The sequence below is a fragment of the Streptomyces sp. NPDC086549 genome (genome assembly GCF_044746205.1).
In the GTDB taxonomy this organism is placed as follows: domain Bacteria; phylum Actinomycetota; class Actinomycetes; order Streptomycetales; family Streptomycetaceae; genus Streptomyces.
Genome location: NZ_JBIVBS010000019.1, coordinates 160,510 through 173,063, shown reverse-complemented (window position 1 = coordinate 173,063; position 12,554 = coordinate 160,510). Strand labels below are relative to the sequence as shown.

The window sequence follows — 12,554 nt, the reverse complement described above, 5'->3', positions numbered from 1 at the left end:
CTTCAGTGCGCGGCACCCGGCTTCGTGGCTCCGTCACCGTCGCCTTCTCTGGCGCCTTCTCCGGGGTGCGCGTCGCAGGACAGGAGTGTCGGCCAGTCCTGGGCGGTGGCCCAGTCGGCGAAGGTGTGCCAGGGGACCTCGGGGTGGTCGCGGCGGAGGGCGGGTACGTCGACGTCCAGGCCGGTGGTGGTGAAGTACTCGAACATCGCCGCCAGGTCCGAGGAGCGGGTGCGGACGTACGACAGGGGTACTTCCTGGTGGCCGATCGGGCGGGCCGTCGCTGTCGCGAGGGTTGCCGCGATCTGGGCCGGGGTCAGCTCGTCCGAGGCGATGTCGATGCGGTGACCGGCGAAGTCGTCCCGGTACTGGAGGGCCAGTGCCGCGAAGGCGCCGATGTCGGCGGCGGGGATGAGCGTGAGCGGGCGGCCGGCGGGCATCGGCCAGGCGAAGGTGCCCGCGCGCAGTCCGTCGAGGGTCCAGCCGGCCGCATAGTTGTCCATGAACGCGGCCGGGGCGATCACCGTCCAGGGCACACCCGACGTACGAAGGTGCTGCTCGACCAGGTACTTGCTCTCGTAGTGCGGTATGCCGGTGCCGCGGTCGGCGTGGGCCGCCGAGGTGAACACGACGTGGCCGAGGCGGGCGGCCGCCGCGGCGTCGACAAGGGCCTTACCCTGCCGGGTCTCGGCGGTGGTGTCGGTGCCGAACGGGGTCGTCACCGCGAACAGGGCGTCGGCACCGGCGAGGGCCGCGTCGAGGGTCGCGCGGTCGTCGAAGTCGGCGTGGCGCACCTCGGCTCCGAGGGCGCGCAGGGTGTCGGCGGCGGATGAGGCGGGGGTGCGGGTGAGCGCGCGGACGCGGTGGCCGGCGGCCAGCAGGGCGCGGGCGGTGGCACCGCCCTGGGCTCCGGTGGCGCCGGTGACGGCGATGGTGAGCATGGGTCTGGGGCTCCGGGAGTCTTGTTGCGTTGCGCAGCGATGATGAGATGAGACTGCGCGCAGCGACTGCGCTGCGCAATGACTGCGTCGCGCAGGAGAATAGCAGTGTCTTACTGCGTCGCGCAGTTAATAGTGGTCGCGGAGACGCGAGCAGGCCGGCCGGACGCCGTTCTCAGGGGGCCCGCAGGACCGAGTAGATGAGCTGGTCGTGCCAGGCTCCCGCGCGCCACTGGGCGCGGCGGATGCGGCCCTCCAGCTCGAAGCCGGCCTTCTCCGCCGCGCGCTGCTCGGCGATGTTGTCGGCGTCGGTGCACACCTGGACGCGTTCGACCCGGGTGTGCTCGAAGAGGTACTCCACGAGGAGGCGCTGCGCCCGGGTGCCGACGCCCTGGCCGCGGTGGGCGGCGAAGAGGCCGATGGCGATCTCCCAACAGGACGAGGTGTCCGCGCGGCCCCACGCCCTGCGGAACCACTCGACGCGCCCCGCGAGGACGCCGTCGACGGTGACGGAGAGCATGTTCTCGTCGCCGCCGAGCAGGCCCCGCTCGTCGAGCAGCCGACGCAGCCGTACGGTCGGCGTGTGGCCGAACCACTGGTAGGGGCCCGGCCCTTCCGGTCCGGCGAACTCCGCGTCAAAACGGTCCAGGTCGGCGGCCGTGACCGGGCGCAGCGCCACTCCCGTCCATGGTGCTCGGTCTTCGGTCCGCGCCTGCGCCTGCGCTGACTTGGGAGCAGGGCGCGTGTCTCCGATACCGGCCATCGTGCGCTCCTGCCCTCGTCGTGCAGTGTGTCGTCGGCGCAGACGTTACAGGCCGGGTCGGTCGGCGGGCTCTCACGGTCAAAACGGCCGGGTGATGGGCCGTCACCGGGTGTTTGAATGGGGCCGGTCGGCATGCCATTCGAGCCAGGGAGCGAGCGCCGCGATGCGGAAGTCGTACTACGCAGCACACGTCTACATGATCGTGGGAGTGGTTTCCGGGCTGTTCTACCGGGAATTCACGAAGGCCAACGACTTCACCGGGGACACCCAGCTGGCCCTGATGCACACCCATCTGCTGGCCCTGGGCATGCTGGGCTTCCTGATCGTCCTGGCCCTGGACAAGCAGTTCCAGCTGTCCGGGACTCGGTTGTTCAACGCGTTCTTCTGGTTCTACAACGCGGGCATCGCCGTCACCGTGACCATGATGGGCGTGCACGGGTGCCTGACGGTGCTCGGCGACCATGTGCCTCAGGCCGTGCCGCTGACCGCGGGGCTGGGCCACATCCTGCTCACCGTCGGGCTGATCCTGCTGTTCGTGCTGCTCGGCAAGCGGCTGAACGAGTCGGTGGCGAAGCCGCCGTCCGAGGAGCCCGAGCCCGCCAGCACCTCGGTCTGAGCTTCCGTCAGCCCTTGTCCGGCTCGGTCGCCGAGGCCCGCGCCTCCAGGAGCTCCAACGCCCGCTCCCCCCACCGCAGGTTCTCCTCCTCGTAGGAGAGGCCGCGCAGGAGCGTGAGGTAGGGCCCGATGCGCCTGGCCGTGCGCAAGTACTCGGCCTCGTCGCGGCCGGCCAGCAGCTTCTCGCGGATCCGGCGGTATTCGGCCAGCTTGAGGTGCGACTGCTTCATGCGCTCCCCGATCGCCGCGCGGACCGCGTCCACGTCGCCGACGTCCACCGCCTGCACCTTGACCAGGAGTTCGTCGCGTACGGCGCCGGGGCGCGGGGGGAGTGCGGTGAAGGCCGCCAACGCCTCGCGGCCCGTCTGCGTCAGGGAGAAGACCCGCTTGTTGGGGCGGCGAACCTGTTCGACGACGCGGCCCGCGATGAGGCCCTCGCCCTCGAGTTTCTCCAGCTCCCGGTACAGCTGCTGCGGCGTCACCGTCCAGAAGTTGGCCACCGACGAGGCGAACGCCTTCGACAGCTCGTACCCGGATGCCTCTCCGTCGAGCAGAGCGGCCAGAACCGCGTTTCTCAGCGCCATGTGATCAACCTACCTCATGGACTAATCCCTTAGACAACTAGCAGCTTTCATGTGTATTCAAAAAGTTGATTAGGCCCCCGCAGAGCCTGTTCAAGACATATTTCGAGTCGCCCTCCAGGCCTTATCGAGTACTTCTCCATGGCTCCTCCATGGCTCCTCCATGGCTTCTCCATGGCTTTTCCAGGGATATTTCAAGAGGTATTTCAAGGGGATTGTTTCGGTATAAATCTTCCGCAAAGCATTTCGGTGGTCCGTCATCCCGAATTCGCCCTGATCGATAGGGTGGGCATTTTCGAGGAAGGGTCTCGGTCGATGACGTCATCGGTGCAGCAGTCGTACGATTCCGGCGAGGTCGGGCTGGGAGGCGAGCTCGCGGAGGAGCGGGCGTACGTGGCGGTCTGCAGAGCGGCGATGGCTCGGCAGGTCGAGGACGCGGACGAGCAGGTGGTCGCCGGGGAGACGGTGTCGGGGGACGGGGCCAGTGCGGAGGCGCTGGGGCGGTATCTGCGGACCCGGGCGCGGGACATGCGCGAGGAGCCGGACAGCCCGTTGTTCTTCGGGCGGCTGGATTTCGATGACGAACCGGAGACCGGGGATCATCGCCGACAGCGGTATTACATCGGGCGGCGGCGGGTTTCGGAGCATCCGAGTGCGCCGCCATTGGTCGTGGACTGGCGTACGCCCGTGTCGCGCACGTTTTATCAGGCCCGCGTGGCGGAACCGTTGGGTGTCGAGCGGCGGCGGCGTTTCGGGTGGGCGCCGGGCAGCACGGGGGAGCCGGACGATCTGACGGGGCTGGAGGACGAAAGGCTGGACGCGGTCGGCGAGGCGGATGCCGAGAGCCGGATCGTCGCCGCCGAGATCGAGCGGCCCCGGCACGGCCGATGCGGGACATCGTCGCCACCATCCAGCCCGAGCAGGACGACCTGGTCCGTGGTGAGCTCGGGGACTCCGTGTGTGTGCAGGGAGCGCCGGGGAGCGGGAAGACCGCGGTGGGGCTGCACCGGGCGGCGTATCTGCTGTACACGTATCCGCAGCGGTTGAAGCGCAGTGGTCTGCTCGTCATCGGGCCCAACCGGACGTTCCTGCGCTACATCGCCGAGGTGCTGCCGTCGCTGGGGGAGATCGACATGGCCCAGTGGACGGTGGAGGACGTCGTGGCCCGGCATCCGGTGAAGGGGCGGGACTCGCAGGCGGCGGCGGTCGTCAAGCAGAGTGCGCGGATGGCGACGGTGCTGCGGCGGGCGTTGTATGCGCGGGTGGGGGTTCCCGAGGAGCCGGTGGTGGTGCCGGACGGGTCCTATCGGTGGCGGGTCGGGAGCGATGAGCTGGCCCGGGTGGTGGAGGAGGTGCGGGCGCAGGCCTCGGCGTACGCGATCGGGCGGGAGCATGTGCGGGCCCGGGTCGTGTCGCTGGTGCAGGACCAGGCCGAGCGGCGGGCCGGGCGTCGTGCATGCCCGGGAGTTGCCGGCCGCCCTGGCCGGTTAGGGCGTGTCCTTCGGGCCGCCGGAAACTCCCCGGTGAGGGCGTGTTCTTCGGGCGGGCGTGCGAAGAGCCTGTGCCTGGGCCGCGACGGGGGATGTTGACGGCCCGGGCACAGGCCCGGTCGGTGGAGGGGTGGTTGCCCGGCCGTGCGGGCCGGGCGCCGCCCCTTGGGTGTCAGTGCGTCGGAGAGGGCTCGCTCTGCTTGGCCTGCGGCGCGGTGGTGGGCGCCGGTGCGGGCTTGCGCAGGTCGGCCCTGATCAGCAGGCCGGTGAGGACGGCGCCTGCCAGGACGATGGCGCCCGCCCAGTCGGCGGCGACCGCGTAGCCGTGCACCGTGGCCACGGCGGCGGCGTGGGAGTCGGTGCCCGCGGCGGTCAGGGCGGTGGCGGAGACCGTCATGGCGATGGTGTTCAGCAGCGCGGTGCCGACCGAGCCGCCGATCTGCTGCGAGGTGGAGACGAACGCGGAGACCACGCCGACCTCGCTCGGCGGCACCTTGTAGGTGGCGAGGCTGATGCACGGCGACATCACCAGGCCCAGTCCGAGGCCGACCAGGATCTGGGTCGGCATCAGCGTGGTGACGTAGGAGCTGTCGGGGGTGATCCGGCCGAGGTTGAACAGGCCCGCCGCGGCGATGAGCATGCCGGGGGTCACGAGCAGCCGGACCGGGACCTTCGGCATCAGACGGGAGGTGACCTGGGTGGTGGTGAGGACGGTGGCGACGGTTGCCGGGAGGATCGCGAGGCCCGTCTTGAGCGGCGAGTAGTCCATCACGCCCTGCAGCTGGTAGGTGAGGATGAACATCAGGCCGAAGAGGCCGATCATCGTCAGGCCGATGCCGATGAAGGCGCCCGCCCGGTTGCGGTCGGTCACGACGCTCAGCGGCAGCAGCGGGTTGCGGCCCCTGGCCTGGAGGGCGACGAACGCGGTGAGCAGGACGACGGCCGCGACCAGCAGGCCGATGACCCTGGCCGACGACCAGCCGTGGTCGGCCGCCTCGCCGAAGCCGTAGACCAGCGCCACCATGCCGGCGGCGGAGAGTGCCGCGCCGGGCACGTCGACCTTGACGCCGCGCTGCGCGGGCGGGTTGGGCAGCAGCATCAGCGCGCCGGCCACGACGAGGGCGCCGATGGGCACGTTCACGTACAGGCACCAGCGCCAGTTGAGCCACTCGGTGATCAGACCGCCGCCGAGCAGGCCGAGTGCGCCGCCCGCGCTGGCGACGGAGCTGAAGATGCCGAACGCCTTGGCGCGCTCGCGGGGTTCGGTGAACGAGGTGGTCAGCAGGGCGAGCGTGGCGGGCATCAGCAGGGCGGCGAACAGGCCCTGGCCGACGCGGGATCCGATCAGTACGGCGGCGTTCGGTGCGGCTCCGCCGATGGCGGAGGCGACGGTGAAGCCGGTGACGGCGACGGTGAACGCGCGGCGGCGGCCCAGGAGGTCACCGATGCGGCCGCCGAGGAGCAGCAGGCCGCCGAAGGCCAGGGTGTATCCGGTGATCACCCACTGGCGGTCGGCGTCCGACATGCCGGTGGCGCGCTGCGCCCACGGCAGCGCGATGTTCACGATGGTCGTGTCGAGCATGACCATCAGCTGGGCGAGTGCGATCACGGCGAGGCCCCACCACCGGTGGCTCGCCGGCCGTCCGGCCGCGGCCGTTGTCCTCTCGTGCGCGTCGGTCACGCCTGATCCCCCTTGTTGTTCCGGGTCGTTGTGCGGTTGTCGTCATGGGCAGTAAAGCAGCGATAATTTAACCCAGTCAAGTTTGTGACTCAGTTATATTCTTGACCTGGTTGCGCTAGGGTGGGCCGGGAGAAGGGGTGATGGACATGACCCAGGCCCTGACGGGACGGCAGCGCCAGAAGCAGCGGACGCGGCGGGCGATCTCCGACGCCGCGATCTCGCTGTTCCTCCGGCACGGGTTCGACCCGGTGTCGGTGGTGGACATCGCGGCCGCCGCCGAGGTGTCCAAGCCGACACTGTTCAACTACTTCCCGGCCAAGGAGGACCTGGTCGTCCACCGCTTCGCCGACCACCGGGCGGCCGCGGCCACCGCCGTGCGCGAACGGCCCGCGGGAATGACCCCGCTGGCCGCCCTGCACCGGGACTTCGTCGCCGCGCTGGCCCGCCGCGACCCCATCACCGGGCTCAACGACCACCCCGAGGTGGTCCGCTTCCACGCGCTGGTCTACTCGACGCCGAGCCTGGTCAGCCGCCTCGGCGAGTACCTCGCCCAGGCCGAGGACCTGCTGGCCCGGGAACTGGCCGACGCGGCGGGCGACCCCGCCGGGCCGGACATCACCGCCCGCCTGCTGGCCGGCCAGGTCATCGCCTCCCAGCGCGTCCTCGCCCACTCCAACTGGCTGCGGATCCTGGCCGGCGACACCGCCGACGCCGCTGCCCCGCGGGCCGACGCCGACGCCGGCCTGGCCTTCGACGGCCTGCGGGCCGGGCTGGGCGAGAGCCTGGCACACGCCTGAGCACGGCCCGGCGCTCCCGGTCCCAGGTGTCGGCGCCCTCCCTCCCCGGCCCCGCCGAGGACCGGCGTTACCCCCGCGACGCCGCCAGTGCCAGCGCGCCGATGACGGCCCCGCGCACCATGTGGACCGGGACGTAGAGCTCCTTGCCGATCCACAGCTCGCGGTGGCCGGTGTCGCTCAGGTGGTCCAGCAGGTGGGCGACGCCGCGCCGCGCCGCCGCCTCCTCGCGGGCCGCGCCGGGCGACGAGGTGCGCAGCAGCGTCTGCACGGCGTACGCGGTCTCCTCCGGCGTACCGCCCCAGCGGCCGAAGGAGCCGTCCGGGTGCTGGCCCGCGAGGATCCAGTCGACGGCCCGGGCCATCGTGGCCCGGTGGGCGGACCCTCCGTGCTGGTGCAGTGCCACGGCGCAGCGCATCGTCGAGAAGTACGGCGACGCATGCCACTTGTCGGTCCACGTGCCGTCCGCCAGCTGCTACTCCCCCAGCCAGCACGCGATCCGCTCGATGGCGTCGGTCAGGAGTGCCTCGGTGGCGCTCAGCGTCGGCACGACCCGGACTGCGAGCAGCACTCCGGAGGATCTTGAGCGTGCCGGACGGCCGAAGGGTCGCGGGGGTGCGGGCGCGGCACGACAGGCAAGTGGGTTTCGTGACGTCCGGAACCCGCGTGAGGCGGGTGATGAAGCATGTGGTGACGCCGGTTCCGGTGGCATCCCACTCCCCCGCGGCCGGACTCCGCGGCGATTGGCGTCAGGTGCACTTGGGACGTCCTGGCGGACGTGGCTGATGAACGTGACGTCAATCAGCCACGTCGGGCGGGACGGGTCAGGTCGCTCGCCGGAGGGGTACGACGACCTCTTCGCCGGTGGCCTTGGGGCTCAGGCGGTAGTAGCGGATGTGTCCGAGACGCTCGGACTCCTCGAGCCAGCCGGACTCGACGATCTGACGGCGGGTGCGGGAGAAGACGGTGGGCGACATGCCGAGGATGTCGGCGAGCTCGGCGGCCGTCTTGCCGACCGTGCCGGCACGGTCCGTCGGGTGCGCTGCGTAGAGCATCAGGATCAGGCGCTGGTTGGCAGGCAGACCGGCGGTGTGCTCAAGCAGGCGGAGGGTCATGTCCTTGGTGTCGCTCACTTTGCCTCCCACCGTGCGGGGGTTGACTCGTCGAATCCGGGGATGTCCGGCGGGTTGCAGGTCTTGATGGCCTCGCGCTGTTCGATCCCGGTCCCGTGAAAGGCAATGTACGGGCTGATCCGGTAGAAGTTGTAGTTCCCGATGCGTCCGCGGACGATCAGGATGCGGTGCTTGGCCAACTTCCGGTTGATCTTCCCGACGGCATCGGTGGACATGCCGACCCGCTTTCCGATGTCCGCGCCGGTGGCCTTGAGGGGCTCCATGCCTCCCGGCGACACTCCGATCCACCACAGGACGAGGAACTTCTGGCTGGGCGTGAAGGCCCTGCTTTCGGTGATCGCCTCCACCCGTGTCTTGTCGACCTGGGTATGCCGGCCGGAGAAGGCGTACGGCGCATACGGGACGATCTCACCTGTGTCAGCGTCCAGCAATCTGCGCGCTGTTCCCAACAGTGCCTCCGAGGCTGGTTGCTGAAGAGTCCATGAGGTGCGGCTCCCAGGCCGACCAGATGAACTTAACGTACATGAGCAAGAAGTCGATGAACCCTGCCCAGCAGCCGTGTCGCTGGACTCCTCCGCCGGTCCCTGAGCGCTCCCCGGACGGCGTGGAAGGGCGCTTTTCGGGACCGCCTTCATGAACGTGAAGTCAATCTGCCACGATCCTAGGATCGTTGGCCCACGATCCCTCGAACTGCCTGCCAGATCGTAGGAACTGGGTGGGAACCAACGTTTTCGCAGGTCAGCGCGGGTCTGGGCCCGGGACGCTCTCTTACTTGGAGCTAAGGCCGTCGTCGGCTACGCGGGGTGCGGCAGGCAGTTGGTCAGGGCCGGTCCACAGGGGACGGTTTCGGGGGATCCCGGACTATGTCCGGGAAGCCCTCACCGCACCTATACCCGGTTCACGTCGTCGACCTGCCTACGCCACCCCTTCTGGACCTCAGCCACCGAAAGTCAGCCACGGCGGCGGGGGCGCCGGACGGGCAGGCGCGCGTGTGTCTCCAGCAACCACTACCCGGTCTCAGCCACGCCTGTTCGGTCCTGGACAGGGGGTGGGACGGGCTGCAGGTGGGCGCGGCGAGAGCGGCCACTCCCCCGCAGCCACTCCCCCGCGTCCTCGCCTGCGAGGGAGGGCGAGCTATTACGGCGTAATAGACAGAGCGTGGGGCCCCTGCCTTCGTTCGGCAGGGGCCCCACGCTTCGGTGCTTCGGTCCTTCAGCTCTCGGTGGTGGTACCGACGGCTGTGGCGCGCTGTCGCTGGTGGTCGTTGAGGATGCTGAGCATCTTGTCGAACTCGGTGTCCGTCATCTTGCGGATGAGGTGCATCGCGAGGAAGGCGCCGTCGTCGTAGGGGAGCTTCGGGAGGTTCGGGGAGTCGGTGCGGGGTTCGGGGACCGTGTCCGTGCGAAGGGTCGCGTCCGTGGTGAAGGTCGCGTCCCTCGTGGGAGTCGTGTCCGTGGCGGGAGTCGTATCCATGGTGGGAATCGCGTCCGTCGTGGGGGTCGCGTCCCCATGGGGGGTGGAGGTTTCCTCGGGGGTGGGATCCGGCTCGGGAATGAGGTCCAGCTCCGGGGAGGGCTCCGGCTCCGAGGAGGGTTCTTCTATTACGTCGTAATAGGCGGTGGGCTCGGGAGTGGCAGCGGCCGGGCGCTTGCCGGGCTTCTGCGAAGGACGCTCCGCTTCCCTGCGGGCTCGTTCCGCCTTCAGTTCCTCCAGGACCGTCTCCTGCTGTTCGGCCGGCTTGTTGCCGACCGCGCGCAGGAGGTCGATGGGGTCCTGGCCGATACGGGACTGGAGTTCGGGCGTGAGGTTCAGCAGGGCCAGGCGCTGGGACACCCAGCCCTGGGAGCGGTGGAGGCGCTTGGCCAGAGCCGTCTGGCTGCCGTGGATCGACAGGAGGCGGTTGAGGGCCTTGGCCTCGTCGAGTTCCTCGAGGTCCTGGCGGTGGATGTTGGCCACCAGCGCGGATTCGAGGAGTTCCTCGGAGGTGCTGCCCTGGTCGTCGCTGACCATGACCTTGATGGTGGACAGGCCTGCTTCACGGGCGGCCGCCAGACGGCTGCTGCCATCGATGACGACGTAATGGGCGTCCGCTTCGATGTCGGCCTCGTGGTCGGGGTTGGCCTTGATGTAGACGTCGCGGTTCATGACCGTGATCGCCTGCTTCTGCCCGTGCGTGCTGAGGCTGCCCGCGAGGTCGGTCAGGTCGCCGAGGGTCGAGCGGGGGTTGTCGGGGTTCAGGCTGATGCGGTGGGTGGGGAGTTCGGTGGGCGGGGCGACTCCTTCCGTGGGCACCCCGGTGGCGGCCGCCACGGCTGCGCGGCGAGCGCTGACCGGTCGTGCCGAGGCCCCGAACCGGCCCGCACCCAGCTGGTCGGCCTTCTTCGTCATGAGATCTCCCGGGCCAGGGCGCGCATGCTGACGGCCTGCTGGGACTTGGGGGCGTAGGAGAGCAACGGCTGCTTCATCCGGACGGCTTCCTTCTGTTCCTTCAGATCGCCGATGAGGCCCACCACGCGCGGATCCTTTATGTCCACCCAGCCTTGCAGGGAGGAGGTGGCGATGTAACCGCGGCGGCCGTCGTAGAGGTTGACGACGATGCCCAGGTAGTCGATCTCAAGGGAAAGGTCGGCGCGCAGATCCTCGATCTGGGTGGTGAGGAGCTCGTAGGCGTCGGCGGAGCTGTCCTCTGCCTGCACGACGACAAGGGCGCCCGACTGGCCGGGCTTCTCGTTGTCCCGGCGGCGACCGTAGTAGGCGGCGGCGTCCATGCTCAGCCCGAGGCTGGGCGGGCAGTCGATGAGGATGACGTCGTAGTCGGGCTCCAGGGGGGCCAAGGCCCGTTCGAGCGCGGCCTCGCGGGCTCGAACCGCCGAGAGACGCACATCGAGGAGGAAGGCGTCGTTGCAGCCGGGGAGGAGGTGCAGGCGGCCGCCGAAGTTGTCGTCGTCGATCGAGACGACGAGGTCGCGCAGGTCTCCCTTGGGGTCGCCCGCCATGTGGTTGGTGAGGCTGTCGCCGTTCATCGGCACGGGGGTGGCGCCGAGCTGGTTGGTGAGGTGGCACTGGGGGTCGAAGTCGACCAGGAGGACGCGCATGCCGAGGCCGGGGAGACTCTCGATGTCCAGCGGGTCGTCGGTCGTGGTCTCGGGCCCGTCGGCCTCGACGGCGCGGAGAGCGGCGACGAGCTGCTTGGCCACACGGACCGGGTGGAGCTTGTTGGGATCCTCGGCCATCGCCTCGCCAGTGCCGGCGGTGATGGCGGTCTTGCCGACACCGCCCTTCTGGTTGCACACGACGATACGGCGGGTGACGGCCGGTCGAACGACGTCGGGGGCGGGGTTGGTGTCGAGCCAGAGCTTGACGGACTGGGCGAGGCCCTGGATGAGGGAGACTCCACGGTCGGCGGCCGTCCGCTTGAAGTCGTCCCACTGGCCCTGGGGGAGGAAGGTGGAGAAGGAGTCGGCACCCGCGGTGTCGATGGGCTCCAAGGCGGAGGCGAGCGTGCACCAGGCAGCGATGCCCTGCTCGACGGCGCTCTGGATCTCGAGGCCGTGCTGGGCGGCCCTGACTTTGAGGTCCTGCCGGAGCCAACCCGGCAGCTTGGAGACGACCTTCTCGCGGTCACTGGAGGTGGCTGGAGAACTCATGGGGCTACCTTACTAACGTGCTTGATCGAAATCTCATCCGACACGTTAGTTAGGGAAAGTTGGCCGGTCTCGGTGGGGTGCGGGGTCGGGCACGTGGCCGTACCGAGACGTATTACGGCGTAATAGCCGGGGCGGGGATCAAGGGGGCGCCGGGGCTATTACGCCGTAATGGGGGTGCGGCGATGCGGGTGGGGCGATGGGGGACTGGGGGAGCGTCAGGCGATGGCCCACGGGCTCGGGCCCTGCGTGGCGAAGCGGGAGGAGGGGCGCGAGGCAGGACCGGAGGTGTCCCAGCCGGGCTGGAGCGCGGCGGAGACGATGCCCCACAGCTGACCTGCGGTCAGGGTCCGGACGGGGATGACGACCTGGCCGGCCAGGCTGATGCCGAACGCGGACTCAAGCGCGCTCACGATACCGATCAGGGCCAGGGAGTCCAGGCCGTAGGTCTCCAGCGGTTCGTCGGCCGCGGGAGCCTTGCCCTTGCCCAGGCCGGGAAGACCCCGCTGAAGGACGGTCTCGAACGTCGGGTTCCACGGTGCTGAGGCCATCGGCGGGCTTCCTTCCGGCTGCCGGGTGGATGGGGTGCGTTTCCGCGAGCAGCCTGGCGGAGGCGGCTTGAGTCTTCGTTGACGGGGACTCAGGTCCTGCGGGGGCGGGGTGGGGTGGGGTGGGGTGGGGTGGGGCGACCCGGAGCTATTACGCCGTAATGGGTTGGAGTGGGAGGGAGGAGGGGGCGGGGGAGCGGACAGGGCTATTACGCCGTAATGGGCAACGGGCTGACAGGGAGCCCAGGGACGGGGGAGAGCCCGGGGCGGCGGAGGCTATTACGTCGTAATAGGCCGGTCGGGGCTGGGAGGAGAGCGACCGAAGCGACCGAAGCGACTCTGGGGCGGGGTTGAGCGCGGGCCAGAAGGG

At 69.7% G+C, this 12,554-nt stretch carries 12 protein-coding genes and 1 pseudogene; 3 read left to right on the top strand and 10 right to left on the bottom strand.

What is annotated here, in order from left to right:
- Positions 1–2: 2 nt before the first annotated feature.
- Together ACIPSA_RS41605 and ACIPSA_RS41600 are read right to left on the bottom strand one after the other, a co-directional pair.
- A complete protein-coding gene (locus tag ACIPSA_RS41605; protein WP_402644902.1) occupies positions 3–938 on the bottom strand; it encodes an NmrA/HSCARG family protein in 936 nt (311 codons plus the stop codon).
- 172 nt (positions 939–1,110) lie between these two features.
- Positions 1,111–1,614, bottom strand: a complete 504-nt coding sequence (locus ACIPSA_RS41600; RefSeq protein ID WP_402644899.1) for a GNAT family N-acetyltransferase — start codon at positions 1,612–1,614, stop codon at positions 1,111–1,113.
- Positions 1,615–1,861: 247 nt separating this feature from the next.
- On the opposite strand from ACIPSA_RS41600, the gene ACIPSA_RS41595 reads away from it, so the two are divergent.
- The gene (locus ACIPSA_RS41595; RefSeq protein WP_402644896.1) at positions 1,862–2,314 is read left to right on the top strand and encodes a DUF2871 domain-containing protein; all 453 of its coding nucleotides are present in this window, start codon (positions 1,862–1,864) and stop codon (positions 2,312–2,314) included.
- 7 nt (positions 2,315–2,321) lie between these two features.
- Here ACIPSA_RS41595 and ACIPSA_RS41590 read toward each other — a convergent pair whose 3' ends face one another.
- Entirely contained in the window at positions 2,322–2,897 is a 576-nt protein-coding gene (locus tag ACIPSA_RS41590) for a PadR family transcriptional regulator (protein WP_402644894.1), read from the bottom strand.
- Positions 2,898–3,209: 312 nt separating this feature from the next.
- Between ACIPSA_RS41590 and ACIPSA_RS41585 the strand changes: the two are divergent.
- A pseudogene (locus ACIPSA_RS41585) lies at positions 3,210–4,342 on the top strand (AAA family ATPase); the annotation flags it as partial.
- 214 nt (positions 4,343–4,556) lie between these two features.
- Here the strand turns inward: ACIPSA_RS41585 and ACIPSA_RS41580 are convergent.
- Complete coding sequence (locus tag ACIPSA_RS41580) at positions 4,557–6,065, bottom strand: DHA2 family efflux MFS transporter permease subunit (RefSeq protein ID WP_402644891.1); 1,509 nt, start codon at positions 6,063–6,065, stop codon at positions 4,557–4,559.
- 146 nt (positions 6,066–6,211) lie between these two features.
- Between ACIPSA_RS41580 and ACIPSA_RS41575 the strand changes: the two genes are divergently transcribed.
- Positions 6,212–6,862, top strand: coding sequence for a TetR/AcrR family transcriptional regulator (locus ACIPSA_RS41575; protein ID WP_402644889.1), 651 nt, complete (start codon positions 6,212–6,214; stop codon positions 6,860–6,862).
- Positions 6,863–6,929: 67 nt separating this feature from the next.
- On the opposite strand, the gene ACIPSA_RS41570 is transcribed toward ACIPSA_RS41575, so the two are convergent.
- From ACIPSA_RS41570 to ACIPSA_RS41545, 6 genes are all read right to left on the bottom strand, one after another.
- On the bottom strand, positions 6,930–7,331 hold the full coding sequence (locus ACIPSA_RS41570; RefSeq protein ID WP_402644976.1) for a hypothetical protein: 402 nt from the start codon (positions 7,329–7,331) through the stop codon (positions 6,930–6,932).
- A 352-nt stretch (positions 7,332–7,683) separates the two neighbouring features.
- Positions 7,684–7,974 carry a replication initiation protein, RepL2 gene (locus ACIPSA_RS41565; RefSeq protein ID WP_402644974.1) on the bottom strand — a complete coding sequence of 97 codons (291 nt, stop codon included), beginning with the start codon at positions 7,972–7,974 and terminating at the stop codon, positions 7,684–7,686.
- 14 nt (positions 7,975–7,988) lie between these two features.
- A complete protein-coding gene (locus ACIPSA_RS41560) occupies positions 7,989–8,441 on the bottom strand; it encodes a MarR family transcriptional regulator (RefSeq protein ID WP_402644887.1) in 453 nt (150 codons plus the stop codon).
- Between the two features lie 763 nt (positions 8,442–9,204).
- On the bottom strand, positions 9,205–10,380 hold the full coding sequence (locus tag ACIPSA_RS41555; RefSeq protein ID WP_402644885.1) for a ParB/RepB/Spo0J family partition protein: 1,176 nt from the start codon (positions 10,378–10,380) through the stop codon (positions 9,205–9,207).
- Positions 10,377–11,639, bottom strand: coding sequence for an AAA family ATPase (locus ACIPSA_RS41550; protein WP_402644883.1), 1,263 nt, complete (start codon positions 11,637–11,639; stop codon positions 10,377–10,379). Before ACIPSA_RS41550 ends, ACIPSA_RS41555 begins: the two co-directional genes overlap by 4 nt.
- Before the next feature lie 215 nt (positions 11,640–11,854).
- A complete protein-coding gene (locus ACIPSA_RS41545; RefSeq protein ID WP_402644880.1) occupies positions 11,855–12,187 on the bottom strand; it encodes an acyl carrier protein in 333 nt (110 codons plus the stop codon).
- Positions 12,188–12,554: the final 367 nt, after the last annotated feature.

Excerpts from the sequence above, each read along its gene's own strand:
- ACIPSA_RS41565 (WP_402644974.1), bottom strand. The coding sequence starts at position 7,974 with ATGACCCTCCGCCTGCTTGAGCACACCGCCGGTCTGCCTGCCAACCAG.
- ACIPSA_RS41555 (WP_402644885.1), bottom strand. The coding sequence starts at position 10,380 with ATGACGAAGAAGGCCGACCAGCTGGGTGCGGGCCGGTTCGGGGCCTCG.
- ACIPSA_RS41605 (WP_402644902.1), bottom strand. The coding sequence starts at position 938 with ATGCTCACCATCGCCGTCACCGGCGCCACCGGAGCCCAGGGCGGTGCC.
- ACIPSA_RS41575 (WP_402644889.1), top strand. The coding sequence starts at position 6,212 with ATGACCCAGGCCCTGACGGGACGGCAGCGCCAGAAGCAGCGGACGCGG.
- ACIPSA_RS41595 (WP_402644896.1), top strand. The coding sequence starts at position 1,862 with ATGCGGAAGTCGTACTACGCAGCACACGTCTACATGATCGTGGGAGTG.
- ACIPSA_RS41550 (WP_402644883.1), bottom strand. The coding sequence starts at position 11,639 with ATGAGTTCTCCAGCCACCTCCAGTGACCGCGAGAAGGTCGTCTCCAAG.
- ACIPSA_RS41590 (WP_402644894.1), bottom strand. The coding sequence starts at position 2,897 with ATGGCGCTGAGAAACGCGGTTCTGGCCGCTCTGCTCGACGGAGAGGCA.
- ACIPSA_RS41545 (WP_402644880.1), bottom strand. The coding sequence starts at position 12,187 with ATGGCCTCAGCACCGTGGAACCCGACGTTCGAGACCGTCCTTCAGCGG.